Genomic DNA, 17,250 nt, shown 5'->3' on the forward strand with positions numbered 1-17,250 from the left:
TGAAATCATCAGAAAGGCTTAAAGAAAATGAACTGCATAGAGATTTTGGAAAAATTGGTGGCTAGGGAAAGTACGAATCCGGGAGTTTTGGAAGAAGGGGTAGCCGAGGATATTTTGGCCCTTCTTAAGGATGCGGTATTGGAGCTATCCGGTACTGTGGAAAAGATGGAGGTAGAAGCTCACCGTCCCATACTTCGGGTTTTACTTCCGGGAGAAACTAAGGAATGCTTCAGTTTTATTTGCCATATGGATACGGTACCTATCGGCTTGCATTGGGAGAAAAATCCCTATGGAGAGTGGGAAGGCAATAGGTTGTATGGTAGAGGCTCCTGCGATATGAAAGGCGGAACCGCTTCGGCAATCTCTGCATTTTTACAAATCTTAGCTTTGGCAAAGAAGGAGAAGCAAAAGCCCAAGATCTCTTTGCAAATGGTCTTCACTTGTGATGAAGAGGGGGACATGAAGGGCGTGGAGAAAGCCATTCAAGCAGGATGGCTGGATAAAGATACTTTACTTATGGATACGGAGCCCACAGACGGTACTATTCAAACCGCCCATAAGGGACGGTTCTGGTATGAGTGGCAGTTTCATGGAAAGGCTGCCCATGCCAGTGAACCGGAAACCGGAATTGATGCCATTCTCTCTATGGCTATGGCGATTCCGGAGGCGAAAAAAGGAGTGGATGCTTTAGAAAAGGATAGCTTTTTGGGAGATTCTAAAATCTGCTTCGGACAATGCAGCGGAGGAATTCACCCCTATCAGGTTCCGGCAGAAGCCAAGGTATCCGTGGATATGCGTCTGGTTCCTCCCTATACTGCGGAAACAGGAAAAGAAATACTGGAAAAAGCAGTGGAAAAGGTACAGAAAACTTATCCCGGTCTTAAATCAACGATTTTCATTACAGGAAATCGGCCTGCTATACCTCATTATGAGGAAAGTCTGCTTTTGGCAAAATGTAAAAAAGCCATTGAAGCAGCCGGATATCCCAAAGCCAAAGTCTGCCCCTTCCCGGGCTACACCGATACCGCCGTGGTTGCCGGAAAATTCGATAACCATACCACCCTATCCTACGGCCCCGGATCACTAGACATGGCCCACCAACGAGATGAATATGTTGAGAAAGAAGATGTACTTCGATGTGAAAAAGTATATTTTGAGCTTTTAAAAGATTTTTACATGAATGGTATTTAATTCATTTAGATGCTTTATCGTCCATGGTATAAGAGCATAAGCTTTGTAAAGGGGTGATTCCTTCTAATTCTAAGGGCTTGAAAAGATAAATCCCCAAATTTTTGACAGTGTGGATACCGGAGTGTTGATTAAGACAAGTGGTTGATCCACACTGTTTTGCTTATTCTATTATGAAATTAATGTGATTACTCCGGGGAACAGCTTTTCTGTGATGTTGTCTGTGGCTCGGGGTAATCTGAGCCCGCGGGTACTTGCGGAAAGCAAGGGAACCGTAGCTTTTCGCTTAGTACCCCTGCGTGGCGAAGTTAGCGAGAGCGTGCCCCGGTCAGAGACAGTATCATTGAAAAGCGTAAACCTTCCCCGCCCACAGACAGTATCATTGAAAAGCGTAATCGTACTATAGAATATTCAAATAAACACCAATAATCTATTTAAAATCAAAATAAAACTTCTCTTTTTAATATGATATACTAATGCCTGTTTGCGGTTATAGAGGATCGCAAACGGGAGTGTAAAAAATAACTAGTTGAAAAGGAGCATTATGAAGAGAAAGCTTGCATTAACCACATTGTCATTACTGGCATTAGGCGTTCTTGCCTCTTGCGGACAGAAGACTAAGGAAAGTTCTGTAGCGGCAACCACTGCCAAGGCAGAGGAGTCCTCCGTTGAAACGGAAAAGGCTACAGAGAAAGCCAACGAGACTAAGGCTGAAGGAAAGCTGGCTATCGTGGCAACTTCCGAAGATTACAAGAAGTTATTTGATGAGTTTACAAAGGACACCGGCATTGAGACAGAACTCCTTTCCATGTCCTCCGGAGAGGTTCTCAGTAAGTTAAAGGCTGAGGGAGGCACACCTACCGCTGATCTTTGGTTTGGCGGCGGAATTGATGCTTTCATGAGCGCTAAGGATAGTGACTTACTGGAGAAGATTGATTTAGACGCTGCAAATGACTTTGCATCCGGCTATATTGATCCTGATCATTATTGGTATACCAAGGGTGTTACTGTTGTAGGCTTTATCGTGAATGACGAGATGCTGAAGACTAAGAATACGGAAGCACCTAAGAGCTGGGATGATTTACTTAACTCCGCATACAAGGATGAGATTTTGATGTCCAATCCTGCAGTATCTGGAACCAACTACGGTGTTGTAAATGCTCTTTTACAGAAGAAGGGTGAAGAAGAGGGATGGAAGTACTTTACTGCATTAAACGATAATGTAAAGTATTACTCTAAGCGTGGTGGAGACCCAAGAGAGAAGACCGCTCAGGGAGAGGTTGCCATCGGAATCACTCCAATGGATAAAAAGACCGAGAAGCTTGCTACAGAGCAGGGATGTTCTTTAGTTTATCCTGAGGATGGAATTCCTTATGTTCCGGAGGGAGTTGCCGTATTTAAGGGCGCTGCCAATGCAGAGGCTGCCAAGGAGTTCTTAAACTGGTTATACAACAGTGAGGATCACTTAAAGGAATTGGCTGAAATTGACGGAAAGAACACCATTAAGGTTGTTTTGCCAAAGCTGTCCAATGTTGACTTATCTTTCGACACCGGTCTGTTAATGAAGGAAGACTTATCCTTATTCGGTTCTCAGAGAGACAGTATCCTCAGCAAGTGGGAGACTTTGGCCGGTGCTAAAAATGAAACTGAAGAGGTAAAGAAATAAGATGAAATTATTTTCCTTCCATAATATTAAGGAAAATGCAGGAAAGAGAGTGGAGCATTCCACTCTTTTTTCTGCTGTATTCTTTTCTTTGTTTCTGTGTTTACTCATTCTTCCCATTATTATTTTTATTGTCTATCCGATTTTACTGCTTTTTTTTAAGGCCTTTCAGCCGGATAATCCGGTACAGCATTTTCGAGACATAGTTATACGTTATAAAACAGCTTTTTCCCATAGTATAGAGAGCTCCTTTCTTTCTGCTGTACTTTCTACGGTTTTGGCCTTTTTTCTGGCCTATGGGATTCGAACCACAGGGAAGTGGCAGAAGAGAATTGCTTTAATTCTTTTATCCATGAGTATGGTGTCTCCACCCATTATTTCTTCTCTGTCCTTTATTACCTTGTATGGAAGACGAGGATTGATTAGCTATCGTTTACTGGGGCTATCCTTTGATCCTTACCATCAGTGGGGGGTGGTTCTTATGCAAAGTATTCACTTTGCCTGCATGAATACCCTGATTTTTACCAATGCCTTAGAAGCTTTTGACGGAAAGCTTTATGATAGCGGAAGAGACTTAGGGGCCGATGCAGTTTCCGTGTTAAAGGATATCTTGCTCCCCTTACTTTCTCCTGCGATTTTGGCTTCCTTCTTTTTAAGCTTTTTAAGAGGACTTTCCGACTTTGGTACCCCCATTATTATCGGGGGGAGATACAGTACTCTGGCTACGGAAATCTATCTGCAAATTATCGGGTTTTCCGACTTTGCAAAGGCCGCAGCCATGAATATCCTTTTGCTATTTCCGGCATTTATCAGTTTTTTGCTGTATCGCCTGTCCATGAAAAAGGCGGATGAACGGAATAAGGGACAGAAGGAGAAGACGGGTCTTAAGCTGGATCAAAAGCATTGGATGAAATATCCTATTCAACTGCTATTGTTTATCTTCTTGCTTTTCCAGGCCTTGCAATATGCTTCTATTTTTCTCTATGGCTTTCTTCGCTTTAACAAAAAGCAAATATTTTTCACCTTAGAAAACATGGATAGTCTTTTTCACTACAATATTTCCACTATGGGATTAAGCCTGTTTCTGGCTTTCTCGGCCTCGGTCTTAGGCAGCTTTTTTGCCTTTCTTCTGGCCTACCTGATGGAAAGAAAAATGAAAAGAGGCAAAAAACTTTTGGATTTTGCCCTATCTGTACCCTCTTTGTTACCGGGAACCTGCTTTGGACTGGCTTATATTCTGGCCTTTAACAAGGCACCCTTAAAGCTTACAGGTACCCTTTGGATTATGTTTTTTTCCCTGTTTTTCCGGCAAATGCCCATAGGCAGTAGATTGGCCAGTACGGCCTTAAGTCAAAGTCCCAAGAGTTTGGAGCTTGCCGCAAGAGATTTGGGGGCAAGGCCTTCCATGGTATTTTTACAAATCATTTTGCCCGGTATCCTGCCCAGTTTTTTCTCTTCCGTATATATACAGTTTACCCAGGGATTAACCACTGCGGGAGCTATCATTTTCCTTATCAGTGCCAAGTATAAGGTTTTGGTTTACACCCTGTTTGATGCCATTAATCGAGGAGATTATGCGGTGGCTTCCCTGATCGCAGGAATCATGATATGGCTGTCTTTGGCTTTTGCTTCTTTACTGGGAATGGTAGAAAAGCTTTTTTGCAAAAAGGAGGTAAGGCGCTAATATGCAGAACAATACATTGGCTGCTTTGGAGGGAATATCCTTTCGCTATGATCCTAAGGAGGATTTGGTTTTAGAGGACTTTTCCTTATCCATAAATGAGGGAGAAATCTTTTGTCTGCTGGGAGAATCAGGCTGTGGAAAAACCACCTGTTTGCAGCTTCTGGGCGGTTTTCTTTTCGCGGAAAAGGGAAAGATTTTGATTCAGGGAGAGGATTATAGTGCCTTTCCACCGGAAAAACGACCGGTTTCCACAGTTTTCCAGTCCTATGCTCTTTTTCCTCATATGACGGTCTTGGAGAATGTCTGTTATGGCCTAAAATGGAAGGGGTTTAAAAAGAAAGAGCAGCTGGAGCAGGCAGAAAAATATCTGGATATGATGAAATTGTGGTCCTTTCGAGATAGAATGGTTACAGAACTTAGCGGTGGACAGCAGCAAAGAGTGGCCTTGGCCAGATCTTTAGCGGTAGAGCCTAAATTACTCTTAATGGATGAGCCCTTAAGTAATCTGGATGCAGGACTTCGTAAAGACATTCGAGAAGAACTGGTGGACTTGCAAAGTAAAATTGGGTTTTCCATGCTCTTTGTTACCCATGACCAGGAAGAAGCCATGGAACTGGGACATAGAATCGGCATTATGGAAAAAGGAAAAATTTTGCAAATCGGCTCAGGAGAAGAGCTGTATCTACATCCGAAAAATGAGTATATTCGGCGTTTTTTTGGAGAGTACTTTGTGCTGTTCCTGGAAGGGAAGAATCATTTTCTTCGACCTGAAGATTTCGGTATACAGTCTGCAAAGAGCAGGATAGAGCCTTTGTCCGGAAGACAGGAGGGAAGAGGAGAGCTTCGGAAAAGGGGAAAAATACTTTCTGAGGTATTCTTAGCCTCTTACCGTCTATATAGGATAAATCTATTCGGCCAGGAGGTTCATATTAAGCTACAGGCTAATGCTCCCTTTAGAAGGGGAGAGGAAGTGGAAATATTTTTCTATGAAAAGGAGGAAGAGCAATGATTTACTTGGATAATGCGGCAACCAGTCAGAAGAAGCCAAAGGAAGTTTTGGATGCGGTTCTTCATGCCATGGAAAGCATGGGAAATGCAGGTCGCTCCACCCATGAAGCTGCCCATAGCTCCACAAAGACGGTATTTGATACAAGAGTTTTACTGACGGAGTTCTTTCATGGAAAGAATCCGAGCCATTGTATCTTTACGAAAAACTCTACGGAAAGCTTAAACATGGCGATTCTGGGCAGTTTAAAGCCGGGAGACCATGTGATTACCACGGTGATGGAGCATAATTCCGTCCTTCGTCCTCTTTATGCCATGGAACGGCAGGGGGTAGAGCTGTCCTTTTGCGGTTTGGATGAGAATGGTATCCTGGACTATGCTTCTTTAGAAAAGCTTTGGAAAAAAAATACCAAAGCCATCGTTCATACCCATGCCTCCAACCTGACAGGGGATCTGGTGGATTTAGAAAGAATATCCGCCTTTGTGAAAGAAAAATCCTTGCTTTGGATTGTGGATGCTTCTCAGACTGCAGGAGTTTATGATATTGACGTGGAAAAGCTGGGTATTGACATCCTGTGCTTTACTGGACATAAATCCCTTTTGGGGCCTCAGGGTACCGGGGGAATGCTGATTAAGGAAGGAATTTCTCTTCGCTCTTTATCTTACGGAGGAACCGGGGTGGAAACCTATAATGAAGATATGCCGGCAGAGTATCCGAATCACCTGGAAGCAGGAACCTTAAATGCCCATGGCATTGCAGGACTTCATGAGGGGGTGGCCTATATTCAAAGAGAAGGTATTGCAACTATCCGAGAGAAAGAGCTTAGCCTAATGGAGCAGTTTAAAAAGGGAATTGAGTCCCTTCCCGGTGTAAAGCTCTACGGAAATTTTCAGGAGAAAAAACGCTGTCCTATTGTCAGCATGAATCTCTATGCCTATGATTCCGCCATGGTCAGTGATGAACTCTTTACCCGTTTTAATATTGCCACCAGAGCAGGAGGGCATTGTGCACCTCTTATGCATAAGGCTTTAAACAATGTGGAGCAGGGCTGTGTTCGCTTCAGCTTTTCTCATTTTAATACGGAGGAGGAAGTGGCCAAGGCGGTGGAGGCCATTCGAATTCTTTCGGAAGAAGGCTAGAGAATCGAAAAGGGAAGTAAAAGTAGTAGAGAGATAAAGAAGTCTATTTATATTAATTTGAAATATAAACAGTCTTTTTATAATAATTTCTTATTAGACTTTTTCTCCTGAATTTTTTATAGTTTAGGAGAATCATTATTGAAAGGAGAAGCAAAATGGATAAAAACTTAGACTGTAAAGGCTTGGCTTGTCCTCTTCCCGTGGTGGAAGCAAAGAAGGCTATGGAGGAGATGCAGGAAGGAATTCTTACCGTACTGGTGGATAATGAGACCGCAGTACAGAATTTGCAGAGACTGGGACAAAAATTTCAGTACGCGGTAGCTTCCCAAAAACTTTCTGAGAAAGAATTTGAGGTTCGTATTGAAGTGAAGAAGCAGGAGGGTGCAGCCAAGGAGAAGGAAGCTACTTGTACTGTGGTATTTTCTTCCAACAAGATGGGAGAGGGTGCGGAGGAGCTTGGCCATACTTTGATTAAGTCCTTTGTTTTCGCTTTAAGTAATGTGGATCCTTTGCCAACGGCTATGGTTTTCTACAATAGTGGAGCTTATTTAACATCAGAGGATTCTCCGGTGCTTTCCGACTTAAAGACTCTGGAGAAAGCCGGTGTGAAGATTATGACCTGCGGGCTTTGTGCAGACTATTATAAAATTAAGGAGAAGGTGGCTGTAGGTATTATTTCCAATATGTATGAGATTGTGGAAACACAGATGCAGTCCGATAAGATTATTAAACCATAATGAGAGAGAAAACTTTACAATGTATCTTAAGCTTTCATAATACGGTGGATGCCTTGCAGATGGAGAAGCTGGGAAAGGAGAAGGACCTGCCGGGACGACTGATTCCCCTTCCTTCCGTGATTTCCGCAGGCTGCGGACTTGCCTGGAGTACGGCTTTGAAGAATAGAGAGAGCACTTTGGCGGCTTGTAAAGAAGCCGGTCTTGAGCCCAGCTCCGTACATGAAATTCTATTTTAGGAATTTTTGAAATTTGCTTTGTCATTTTTTCTTGATCTATAGGAATTTTCTATAGAAACTTATTGTGATTTTCTATGAATCTATTCGAGATTTGACAGAGCATTTTTTTCTATGGTATAGTGTGCAGTGTTCATTTGGAGGTGGATAGGTACCTGGTGAGCCTCCTGGTCTTCAAAACCAGTGTTGGATGTGTAGAACATCCTAGGTGAGTTCGATTCTCACACACCTTCGCCAAAGATTCCGGCATTTGCCGTTCAGACTGCCCTTTTTCGGGCAGTCTTTTTCAGTAGGAGGGAAGATGAAAATACTCAGTATCATTACACAAAAACCCAGCAGCACAGGCTCCGGAATTTACCTGACAGAGATTCTGAAATCTTATCAGCATCTTGGAGAAGAGCAGGCTGTGATTTGCGGGGTCACCAGGGAAGACAAGCTTCCGGATATTCCTTCCGTGGATTTTTTCCCGGTGTATTATGAATCGGAAGAATTGCCCTATCCGGTTTTGGGAATGAGTGATGAGATGCCTTATAAGAGTACCAGATATAAGGATCTGACGAAGGAAATGTTGGAACAGTTTGAAAGAGCATTCTCTAAAAAGCTGGAAGAAGTGTTGGACCGATTCTCACCGGATTTGATTCTTTGCCATCATCTATATCTGCTTACTGCCCTGGTTAGGGAAAAATGTCCCGATATTCCTATCTTTGCTTTTTGCCATAATACAGATCTTCGTCAAATGGAAAAGCATGATTTGGAAAAGGAAAGAATTATCCGAAACATTCAAAAGCTGGATAAAATTCTTACACCTAAGGAGGCACAGAGGCACGAAGTTCTTCGTCTTTATGGTGTGGAGCCTGAAAAGGTAGTGAATATCGGGATTGGCTATAATTCGGAAGTTCTTGGCCTACCCACAGGAGATGTGGTCAGTCCCCATGGTATTCCCAGAAGAAGAGAGATTCAAACTGCTTCAGGAGAAATTTTTAGCAAGGGAGCAAGTATAGACTTGCTTTTTGCCGGAAAGCTGGGAGAAAAAAAGGGAGTATTTTCTCTTTTAAGAAGCCTGGAGGCTCTTTCTCAAAAGGGAAGGAAGAATTTTCGCCTCTTTATGATTGGAGATAACGGAAATAAGGAGGAGAAGGAGGCAGTCTATGCTTTGGCCAAGACCTGTAGCTATCCCATTCACTTTTTAGGTCGTTTGGACTATGTGGATCTGGTGCCCTGGTATGAATTTTCCGATTGTTTTCTTCTGCCTTCATTCTTTGATGCAGTTCCTATGACGGTGATTGAGTCCTTGGCTTGTGGAAATAAGGTGGTTCTTACGGCTTTGGAAGGCTTGGAAGAGTTTTTTTCAGAAAATCTTCCCACAGCACCGATCTTTTTTGTGGAGTTGCCTCCTCGTAAAAATGCGGATGAAATACCGGAGGAAGCTCTTCCGATATTTGAGGAACGCTTAGAAAAACAAATTGCTCTTTGTATGGATAGCGAGTATTCCAAAATGATTTCCATGGGTAGCCTATCCTGGGATGGAATTGCCGAGAAAGTCTTGTCTTATCTTGACTTTTTATAGATAAACCGTACAATAGAAAGCTGATATAGAATTAACAGGGAAGGGGTTCTGTACCTTTCCCTGCTTTGTTAAGTAAGGGAGACTAGATGAGTAAACTTAGATTAACCCAGATGACCAAGCTTTCCGGCTGAGCCGCGAAAATAGGTCCTGAGACCCTTGCTCACGTTGTGAGCAAGCTTCCAAAATTTGATTTTGATCCTCATGTATTGGTAGGGTTGGATACTTCTGATGACGCAGCGGTTTACCAGCTTACGGAGGATCTGGCAATGATTCAAACAGTGGATTTCTTCACTCCGGTAGTGGATGATCCCTACCTGTTTGGACAGATTGCAGCGGCGAATGCCCTTTCCGATGTTTATGCGATGGGAGGCATTCCCAAGGTAGCCTTGAATATAGTCGGTTTTCCGAATTGCCTTTCTCCTGATGTTTTATCGGAAATTATGAAGGGAGGAGCGGATAAGGTGAAAGAAGCCGGAGCCATCTTGATTGGAGGACATTCCATTCAAAATGATGAGCCCTTCTACGGCCTTACCGTATCCGGTCTTGTAGATCCCAAGAAGATTCAGAAAAACTACGGAGCCAGACCCGGTGACTGTATTCTTTTAACGAAACAGATTGGTACAGGAATTATTAATACCGCCGCCAAGGTGGAATTTGCCAGTGAAAGAGCAAAAGAGGAGTCCTACCGTGTCATGGCTTCCCTAAACCGAAAGGGTAAAGAAGTGATGGATCAGTTTACGGTGCATGCCTGCACGGATATTACCGGCTTCGGTTTGATGGGACATGCTTTGGAGATGGCAGAGGCCAGCAAGGTGACTTTTCACTTGGATTCCTCCTCCATACCCTATATTCCGGAGAGCCTGGAGTATGCGGAATTGGGCATGATTCCGGCAGGGGCTTACGCCAACAGGAAGTTCCAGGAGGGAAAGGTGGATGTCAGCAGAATTTCCACGGCATTTCAGGATTTGCTCTTTGATCCCCAGTCCTCCGGAGGATTGCTTTACAGTATTCCCATGGAAGAAAAGGAACGAGCACTGGAAGCTTTTGAAAAGGCAAATTTAGATACGACGGTATCCTGTATAGGAGAAGTAAGGGAATTAGAAGAGAAAAACATTATTCTCTACTAATAAACTTGCAAAGCAATAGCAAATAAGGCAACAAGGAGACGTAGCATGAATATTAAACAGCTAGAAGCATTTGTTCGTATCGTAAAAAACAAAAGTTTTTCACAGACGGCCAAGGAGTTATATCTTACCCAACCTACAGTGAGCTCTTACATCAGTAGTTTGGAAGAGGACTTGGGGGTACAGCTTTTTAACAGAACCACAAAAGAAGTGCATACCACTAATGAAGGAGAGCAGATTTATCTCTACGCCAAGGATATTGTGAATCTTTCCAATAAGATTCGGAATGCCTTCAAGGATGAAGAGAAGGAAGAGGTAAATGAAATTATTATTTCAGCATCCTCCATTCCGGCGCAATACCTGCTTCCCGGTATTTTGGCAAACTTTAGTAAACGATACCCGAATACAGAGTTTCGTATTCATGAGACAGACAGCAAGGGAGCAGTGACCGATGTGGCTGAACACCGGGCGGATTTGGCTTTTTCCGGATCTATTGTTCCCATGTCCAACTGCAATTTCCTGCCTTTCTATGAAGATGAGTTAATATTGGTCACTCCCAATACGGAATTTTACCAGAATAAGCAGAAGGAGGGAGATCTTTCCTTCTTGCGAAAGGCGGATTTTGTTATGCGGGAGAACGGTTCCGGCACGAAAAAAGAGGCGGTGAATCTTTTAACACAGATGGGCTTAAAGCCGGAGGAAATGAAGGTGGTTGCCCGTTTTGCCAATACCGGTGCCATCTTGCTTTCCGTTAAGGAGGGCATCGGGGTAGCCATAGTTTCCCGTCTTGCCGCAAGGAATGCGATTAAGAATCAGGAGCTTTTGGATTTTCCTCTGCAAAAGGACGGCTACTTCCGTAAAATTTATCTGGTCAGCAACAGCCATTACCCCATGAGCAATCGGGTGAAGCTTTTCATGCAAATGATGCAGAATCATGTTGAAAAGCAAAAGATTTTATAAAGGATATTCATGAAGGAAAATTATAAGCTTATCGTTGCCTATGACGGCTCTCGATATTTTGGCTTTGAAAAACAGAAGGAGCAAGAAGCTACCATTCAGGGCAAGCTGGAAGGAGTTTTTTCCAAAATTCCGGGAAATGAAGAGGGAGTAGAGATTATCGGTGCCTCCAGAACCGATGCAGGGGTGCATGCCAGAGGGATGTATTTTTGGATACGGAGCTTTCCGAGGAAGAAATTCAGGATTACGGAAATCGTTATCTTCCGGAGGATATTGCCATTGTCTCCGTAAGGAAGGTCAGTCCCCGCTTTCATGCAAGATATAATGCCCTGGGGAAAATCTATCGCTACTCCTGTTATATCGGAAAAACAAAGCCGGTGTTCGATCGAAAGATTTTGCTTCATCTGGAGGAAGAGCCGGATTTGGAGGCTATGCACGAGGCTGCTCAGTTTTTGATCGGAAAGCTGGATTTTAAATCCTTCTGCGGCAATCCCAAGATGAAGAAATCCACCATTCGTTCCATAAGCAGTATTCGTATCCAAAAAAGTCAAAATCTGCTTCGGTTTTACTTCGAGGGAAGCGGATTTTTGCAGTATCAGATTCGGATTATGGTGGGGACTCTTTTAGAAGTGGGCTACCATAAAAGGAAAGCCACTGATATTCCTTCGATTATTGACGCAAAAGATAGGCAGAAGGCCGGTTATACGGCACCGGCTAAGGGACTTTGTCTTATGAAGGTTCTTTACGATTAGAAAGGATTGAAATTGAAAAAAGCGTTGTTATGCTCCTTGGGAATAAGTATTTTATCCATAGTATGCATTGTTTTAATTGGTTTAAGTCTGCTATCCGGTCGCTTTTTCCCCGGAACCTACATTGAAAATGTTGATGTTTCTCTTTTAAAGAGGGAGGAAGCTCAGGAATTATTTTCAAAAAAAAGGCAGGATGCCTATCATCTTGTTATTATTGATAAAAACGGCAATCAGGAGGATCTTTACGGAAAGGATATTCAGCTTCGTTATGATTCCGATTTTTCTCATATTCCCAAACCCGATTCCTTCTATCTCCTGTTCTCTCTGGGAAAGAAAAAGAATTATGATTTAGAAGGAAGCCTGCACTATGACGAAGCTGCTTTGGATGCTTTTATTACAAAGTATCTTGAAAAGCATGACAGTGATGAAGAAGCAAGGGCTGCGTTCCTTACCGCCTATATTCCCGGAAAGGGCTATGCGGTGGGAGATGAGCAGTGGAGCGGAAAAATCGACCGGGATAAATTCCGGAACATGCTGATTCAGGCTATTTCGGAAGGAACTTCCCGAATCGATTTACGAGAGGGGGATTTTTATCAAAAGCCCGAGGCAAAAACTGAAGAGTTAAAGCCGATGGCGGAGGAAAAAAACAAAAGCCTGCAAGCTCTCCTTCGTTACAATTTTTCCGGGGAGGCGGTGGAGTTGACTCCGGATCGATATCACCAGTGGCTGGAAAACGGAGAGTTTAATAAAAAGGCATTAAAGGACTATGTAAAGGAACTGAAGGCGCTTACCGACACTGCCGGTAAGGAAAGAGCTTTTCATACGGAAGACGGCAGAGTGCTTCTGTTAAAGGGAAAATACGGTTTTTCTCTTTCCGTAAAAAAAGAAGAAGCGGCACTGCTTTCAAATTTAAAGTCCAATGAAGCGGTTTCCAGAGAAGCGGAGTATGACACGGTGGCACCGGGAAGAGGAGCCTCCGATTTAGGGAATACCTATGTGGAAGTGGATATCGCAAGACAAAAGATATTTTACATTGAAAATGGAGAGATTAAGCTTAGCTCAGACTGTGTGACCGGAAATGTATCCAGAAATAACGGAACTCCGGACGGTATTTATCCTCTTACCTATAAAACGAAAAATGCCACATTGAAGGGGGAGGATTATGAAACCAAGGTGAGCTATTGGATGCCTTTTAACAGGGGAATCGGTTTTCATGATGCTTGGTGGAGAAATCGATTTGGAGGAAATATTTATCTAAGAGGAGGATCTCATGGATGCGTGAATCTCCCTCCCCGGATTGCAAAGGATTTGTACCAGTTTGTATATCAGGGTATGCCGATCATTTGCCATCATTAATGGAAAAAAGTATAGTAGAAAGAAGGAAGAGAAGTGCAAGGGGAAGATAAGCAAAAGCAGGAAGTACTGAGTATGCAAAAGTCCGGAGAAGCTTTTGCTCATGAAACCGAGGGAGAGGGTTCAGAGGAAAAAGAAAGAAAATCCTATGGGAGAAAGGGGAAAAGTCCTTTTCTCCTCTTTTTCGTTCTTTTGCCGTTTTTACTTTCAGGAATTTTTCTCTATGGGGTGTATCGTTATGGGAAAAATGTGATAGCGGAAAGAAACCGGCATAACGGGGAAACGGTAGTTGCGGAGCAGGAGGAAAAACCGGGAGAACAAAAAGAGGATAAGCTTTCCAACAGTATCAACAAATTAAAGAAAAAAGGAGAGCTTAAGCTTCTTTTTCTTGGAAATGATTATTTAAAGGGGGAAAATGACTTTTTCACCACTGTTCAGGGAGCGCTGGAAGACAAATACGGCGGAAAGGTGGAATGGAATATTCCGGAACTTCCCGGGAATGCCACAGCCTTATCCGGCTATCTTAAATTGCAGGAGGAAGAGCTTAGCGGAGATTTGATTTTCCTTTCCTTCTCGGATTATGACAATCCCTATACCTTTCCTTACTATTACGAGCTTTTGCTTCGGGAATGTCAAAGGAAGTTTCCGGAAGCGGAAATTTTGTGTTTGATTGGAGACCGGGCATTTGCAGAGGATAAGCATACCAAGGACAATGCCTTTGTGGTAAAGAATCTTGCGGAGTACTATGGCTTGGAGCTCATGAATCTTGCAGAGCTTATGGCAAAAAAGCAAACGGATCCTAAAGCCTTTTTGACGGAAGGGGAGGCCTATTCCGTCTTTGTTCGGCGCTTTTATCCCAATGCCTTTGTAGAGGCTATAGAAAAACCTGCAAAGGAAGGACAGGAGAGTTCGGCGAAAAGCGAAGAAAACAAGCAGGGTAGCTTAAAGACTCCCTTAAATGCTCTATTGGAGCAAGACCCCTATTGCATAAAGATTTCCAAAGACGAATTTCAAGAAATCGGAGACACAGGACTACTGCTTTCAAGGGAAAAAATGGAAGCCTTAGGCGTATTGGGAAAAAACGGAATCTTGGCCCAGTCTCTATCTTTGGTTCCCGGAGCGAATCAGGGGAACTGTCTTGTGGACGGGATTCTTACAGCCAGCTACAGTATGGAAGGTAGCGGCTATTTAGGTGTATATACGAAGGAAGTTCTTCCCAAAGGACAGATTCTTTTGCTCTTTGCCTCTAAAGAGGAAAGGGAGAATTTTCATGAGCTTTATATGCTTTCCGGAATTCCTTTGGAAAGGGGACTGGAGAACGGAACAGCCCTTCCTGTTCCGGAAATGCCCGTAGCAGAGACTGCCGGAGCGGAAGCTTCTTCCGAGGCGGTAGCGGAATCCTCCGGGGAAAGTCAGGCCGCTTCTTCGGAAAATACCGAAGCAACAAAAGAGGAAGAGAAGCCTGCTGCAAAACAGGAAGAAAAGAAGACGGAGACAAAAAAGCAAGAGGAAAGCAGCTCGGAAGAATATATTATTTCCGACCAGGGGCCCGGAGATGTACGATAAAGAGATTCGGGAAAGTCTATTTTTCTTTTTGGAAGAAAGCTACGGAAAGTCCAGAATACTGGAAGAAAAGGTTATTGGAAGAGCCCGGGCAGACTGTGTTCTGATACAGGAAGACAGCTTTATGGGGATTGAAATTAAATCGGACCATGACAGCTATAGTCGACTGGAGGGGCAGGTAAAAAATTATAATCAATATTTTGACTACAATATGGTGGTAGTGGGCAGTAAACACGCCCACAGCATAGAAAGTCATGTTCCCTCCTTTTGGGGGATTATCACGGTGGAAGAGGTAGAAGGGAAATGTGATTTTTATATACTTCGACAGGAGCAAAAAAATCCGTTTTGTGATATAAAAAGAAAGGCAAGTTTACTTTGGAAATCAGAACTACAGGAATTGCAGAAAAAATACGGATTTCCCAAGTATCAGAATAAATCCAAAAGCTTTTTAGTGAATTATCTTTTAGAAAGAATTGCGGAAGAAGATCTGCAAAAAGATTTCTCTCATTTATTGTTGGAGAGAGATTATACGATATTTTCTGTAGAAGAAAAAAGCACTGAGGCAGAAGGAGCGGAGGAACTTAAAAAAGGAAAGAAAATCAGAAAGAAAAAATACAAAAGAAGAAAAAAATCATTGACGAAAACGAAGCTGGGGGTTACCCATTTGATTCGCAAAGGAAGTAAGAGGACGGTAAAAAAATGAGAGAGGAAGAGATCAAAAAGGCATTAGAAGAGAAGTTTTCCGAGCTTTATGGAAATACAGAGGGGATTCGCTATTTCTTTGCTCCGGGAAGAGTAAACCTAATCGGAGAGCACACCGATTACAACGGAGGCCATGTCTTTCCTTGTGCTTTAAGTATGGGAAGCTATGCGGCCGTAAAGAAGAGAGAAGATAAAAACTTCCGCTTTTACTCCTTGAATGTGGAGGGAGCAGGGGTGATTTCTGCGGGAGAAAGTGATTTTACCCCTCTAGAAGATAAGCAGTGGGCTGCTTATTTAAAGGGCGTGATTTGGGCTATGGAAAAAAGAGGTCTGGACATTCCCTGCGGTCTGGATTTAGTGCTTTACGGGAATATTCCCAACGGCTCCGGACTTTCTTCCTCTGCATCCTTAGAGGTCTTGATGGGAAGCATTTGTAAGGAGCTTTACGGACTTTCCGTAAGCTTCCCGGAACTGGCTTTAATCGGGCAATACAGTGAAAACAATTATAACGGGATGAACTGCGGAATCATGGATCAGTTTGCCAGTGCGATGGGAAAGAAGGATCATGCGATCTTTTTGGATACTGCCACCCTGCAATTTTCCTATGCTCCCATAGTGTTAGAGGATCATTGCATCATTATCAGTAACACCAATAAAAAGCATAAGCTTATCGGCTCCGCCTACAATGACAGAAGAAGAGAGTCGGAAGAAGCACTGAAAATTTTGCAGAAATTCCGTCCCATTAAGAGCTTGGGAGAGCTTTCGGATGAAGACTTCTTTGCTTTGGAAAAGGAAATCTCCGATCCTATCATTCGTAAAAGAGCAAAGCATGCGGTATTGGAAAATAACAGAACCATTGCGGCAAAGAAAGCTTTGGAAGAGGGAGATTTGCATCGTTTTGGAGAATTAATGAATCTTTCCCACGATTCCCTTCGGGATGATTACGAGGTTTCCTGTGAAGAACTGGATACCTTGGTGGACGCAGCAAGAGCTCTTCCCTATGTCTACGGCTCCCGTATGACAGGAGGCGGTTTCGGCGGATGTACTGTTACTCTTTTGGAAAAGGACAAGAAAGAGGAATTCAAGAGAAAAGTGGCGGAAAGCTATGAAAGAAAGATTGGTTACCCCTGTAGCTTTTATGAGGCAGAGGTTTCTGACGGTCCAAGAGAATTATAAGGAGGCAATATGAAGATTTTAGTTACCGGCGGTGCAGGCTATATCGGTTCCCATACCGTGATTGAGCTTCTGGCAGAAAACTATGATGTGGTGGTTTTTGACAACTTCTATAATTCCAGCAAAAAGGCTATTGAGCGGGTGAAGGAAATCAGCGGAAAGGATTTTCCCTTCTATGAGGCGGACATGCTGAAAAAAGAGGACATGGAAAAGATTTTCTCTGAGCACCCGGATATTTCCGCGGTAATTCATTTTGCCGGCTTAAAGGCAGTGGGAGAGTCTGTTGTGAAACCTCTTCTGTATTATCATGATAATCTTTTAGGAACCCTAAATATTCTGGAGTGTATGAAAAAATACGGCTGCAAAAACTTTATTTTCTCTTCCTCCGCAACGGTTTACGGAGATCCGGCGG

The 17,250-nt window shown here is 43.2% G+C and carries 15 protein-coding genes, 1 tRNA gene and 1 pseudogene; all 17 read left to right on the forward strand.

The genetic code is table 11. The features are described 5' to 3' along the window. Positions 1–27 precede the first annotated feature (27 nt). Positions 28–1,191: a M20 family metallopeptidase gene (locus tag RDQ32_RS06045; protein WP_308579494.1), complete on the forward strand. Its 1,164-nt coding sequence runs from the start codon at positions 28–30 to the stop codon at positions 1,189–1,191. A 541-nt stretch (positions 1,192–1,732) separates the two neighbouring features. Then, positions 1,733–2,854, forward strand: coding sequence for an ABC transporter substrate-binding protein (locus RDQ32_RS06050; RefSeq protein WP_308579495.1), 1,122 nt, complete (start codon positions 1,733–1,735; stop codon positions 2,852–2,854). Position 2,855: 1 nt separating this feature from the next. After that, positions 2,856–4,535: an iron ABC transporter permease gene (locus RDQ32_RS06055; protein ID WP_308579496.1), complete on the forward strand. Its 1,680-nt coding sequence runs from the start codon at positions 2,856–2,858 to the stop codon at positions 4,533–4,535. 1 nt (position 4,536) lies between these two features. Next, on the forward strand, positions 4,537–5,544 hold the full coding sequence (locus RDQ32_RS06060; RefSeq protein WP_308579497.1) for an ABC transporter ATP-binding protein: 1,008 nt from the start codon (positions 4,537–4,539) through the stop codon (positions 5,542–5,544). Continuing rightward, complete coding sequence (locus RDQ32_RS06065; protein WP_308579498.1) at positions 5,541–6,680, forward strand: aminotransferase class V-fold PLP-dependent enzyme; 1,140 nt, start codon at positions 5,541–5,543, stop codon at positions 6,678–6,680. The genes RDQ32_RS06060 and RDQ32_RS06065 overlap by 4 nt, the downstream gene beginning before the upstream one ends. 155 nt (positions 6,681–6,835) lie before the next feature. After that, positions 6,836–7,417, forward strand: coding sequence for a sulfurtransferase-like selenium metabolism protein YedF (yedF, locus tag RDQ32_RS06070; protein ID WP_308579499.1), 582 nt, complete (start codon positions 6,836–6,838; stop codon positions 7,415–7,417). Further along, complete coding sequence (locus RDQ32_RS06075) at positions 7,417–7,653, forward strand: DUF3343 domain-containing protein (RefSeq protein WP_308579500.1); 237 nt, start codon at positions 7,417–7,419, stop codon at positions 7,651–7,653. The genes yedF and RDQ32_RS06075 overlap by 1 nt, the downstream gene beginning before the upstream one ends. 136 nt (positions 7,654–7,789) lie before the next feature. Further along, a tRNA-Sec gene (locus RDQ32_RS06080) sits at positions 7,790–7,887 on the forward strand. A 64-nt stretch (positions 7,888–7,951) separates the two neighbouring features. Further along, a complete protein-coding gene (locus RDQ32_RS06085) occupies positions 7,952–9,217 on the forward strand; it encodes a glycosyltransferase family 4 protein (protein ID WP_308579501.1) in 1,266 nt (421 codons plus the stop codon). Between the two features lie 140 nt (positions 9,218–9,357). After that, on the forward strand, positions 9,358–10,344 hold the full coding sequence (selD, locus tag RDQ32_RS06090; protein ID WP_308579510.1) for a selenide, water dikinase SelD: 987 nt from the start codon (positions 9,358–9,360) through the stop codon (positions 10,342–10,344). A gap of 45 nt (positions 10,345–10,389) precedes the next feature. Beyond that, entirely contained in the window at positions 10,390–11,301 is a 912-nt protein-coding gene (locus tag RDQ32_RS06095) for a selenium metabolism-associated LysR family transcriptional regulator (RefSeq protein ID WP_308579502.1), read from the forward strand. Between the two features lie 9 nt (positions 11,302–11,310). Further along, a pseudogene (truA, locus tag RDQ32_RS06100) lies at positions 11,311–12,050 on the forward strand (tRNA pseudouridine(38-40) synthase TruA). Between the two features lie 12 nt (positions 12,051–12,062). After that, entirely contained in the window at positions 12,063–13,403 is a 1,341-nt protein-coding gene (locus tag RDQ32_RS06105; RefSeq protein ID WP_308579503.1) for a L,D-transpeptidase family protein, read from the forward strand. Positions 13,404–13,436: 33 nt separating this feature from the next. Next, a complete protein-coding gene (locus RDQ32_RS06110; RefSeq protein ID WP_308579504.1) occupies positions 13,437–14,966 on the forward strand; it encodes a hypothetical protein in 1,530 nt (509 codons plus the stop codon). Next, on the forward strand, positions 14,956–15,666 hold the full coding sequence (locus RDQ32_RS06115) for a sce7726 family protein (protein ID WP_308579505.1): 711 nt from the start codon (positions 14,956–14,958) through the stop codon (positions 15,664–15,666). The genes RDQ32_RS06110 and RDQ32_RS06115 overlap by 11 nt, the downstream gene beginning before the upstream one ends. Beyond that, positions 15,663–16,841 (forward strand): galactokinase, encoded by a 1,179-nt coding sequence (locus RDQ32_RS06120; protein ID WP_308579506.1) that lies wholly within the window; start codon positions 15,663–15,665, stop codon positions 16,839–16,841. Before RDQ32_RS06115 ends, RDQ32_RS06120 begins: the two co-directional genes overlap by 4 nt. Before the next feature lie 9 nt (positions 16,842–16,850). After that, the coding region (locus tag RDQ32_RS06125; protein ID WP_308579507.1) for an SDR family NAD(P)-dependent oxidoreductase at positions 16,851–17,250 on the forward strand (400 nt) is incomplete at its 3' end.

Source organism: uncultured Oribacterium sp. (assembly GCF_902481605.1).
Lineage (GTDB): Bacteria > Bacillota > Clostridia > Lachnospirales > Lachnospiraceae > Oribacterium > Oribacterium sinus.

Excerpts from the sequence above, each read along its gene's own strand:
- RDQ32_RS06060 (WP_308579497.1), top strand. The coding sequence starts at position 4,537 with ATGCAGAACAATACATTGGCTGCTTTGGAGGGAATATCCTTTCGCTAT.
- RDQ32_RS06120 (WP_308579506.1), top strand. The coding sequence starts at position 15,663 with ATGAGAGAGGAAGAGATCAAAAAGGCATTAGAAGAGAAGTTTTCCGAG.
- RDQ32_RS06075 (WP_308579500.1), top strand. The coding sequence starts at position 7,417 with ATGAGAGAGAAAACTTTACAATGTATCTTAAGCTTTCATAATACGGTG.
- RDQ32_RS06095 (WP_308579502.1), top strand. The coding sequence starts at position 10,390 with ATGAATATTAAACAGCTAGAAGCATTTGTTCGTATCGTAAAAAACAAA.
- RDQ32_RS06050 (WP_308579495.1), top strand. The coding sequence starts at position 1,733 with ATGAAGAGAAAGCTTGCATTAACCACATTGTCATTACTGGCATTAGGC.
- RDQ32_RS06055 (WP_308579496.1), top strand. The coding sequence starts at position 2,856 with ATGAAATTATTTTCCTTCCATAATATTAAGGAAAATGCAGGAAAGAGA.
- RDQ32_RS06115 (WP_308579505.1), top strand. The coding sequence starts at position 14,956 with ATGTACGATAAAGAGATTCGGGAAAGTCTATTTTTCTTTTTGGAAGAA.
- RDQ32_RS06045 (WP_308579494.1), top strand. The coding sequence starts at position 28 with ATGAACTGCATAGAGATTTTGGAAAAATTGGTGGCTAGGGAAAGTACG.
- RDQ32_RS06065 (WP_308579498.1), top strand. The coding sequence starts at position 5,541 with ATGATTTACTTGGATAATGCGGCAACCAGTCAGAAGAAGCCAAAGGAA.
- yedF (WP_308579499.1), top strand. The coding sequence starts at position 6,836 with ATGGATAAAAACTTAGACTGTAAAGGCTTGGCTTGTCCTCTTCCCGTG.
- RDQ32_RS06085 (WP_308579501.1), top strand. The coding sequence starts at position 7,952 with ATGAAAATACTCAGTATCATTACACAAAAACCCAGCAGCACAGGCTCC.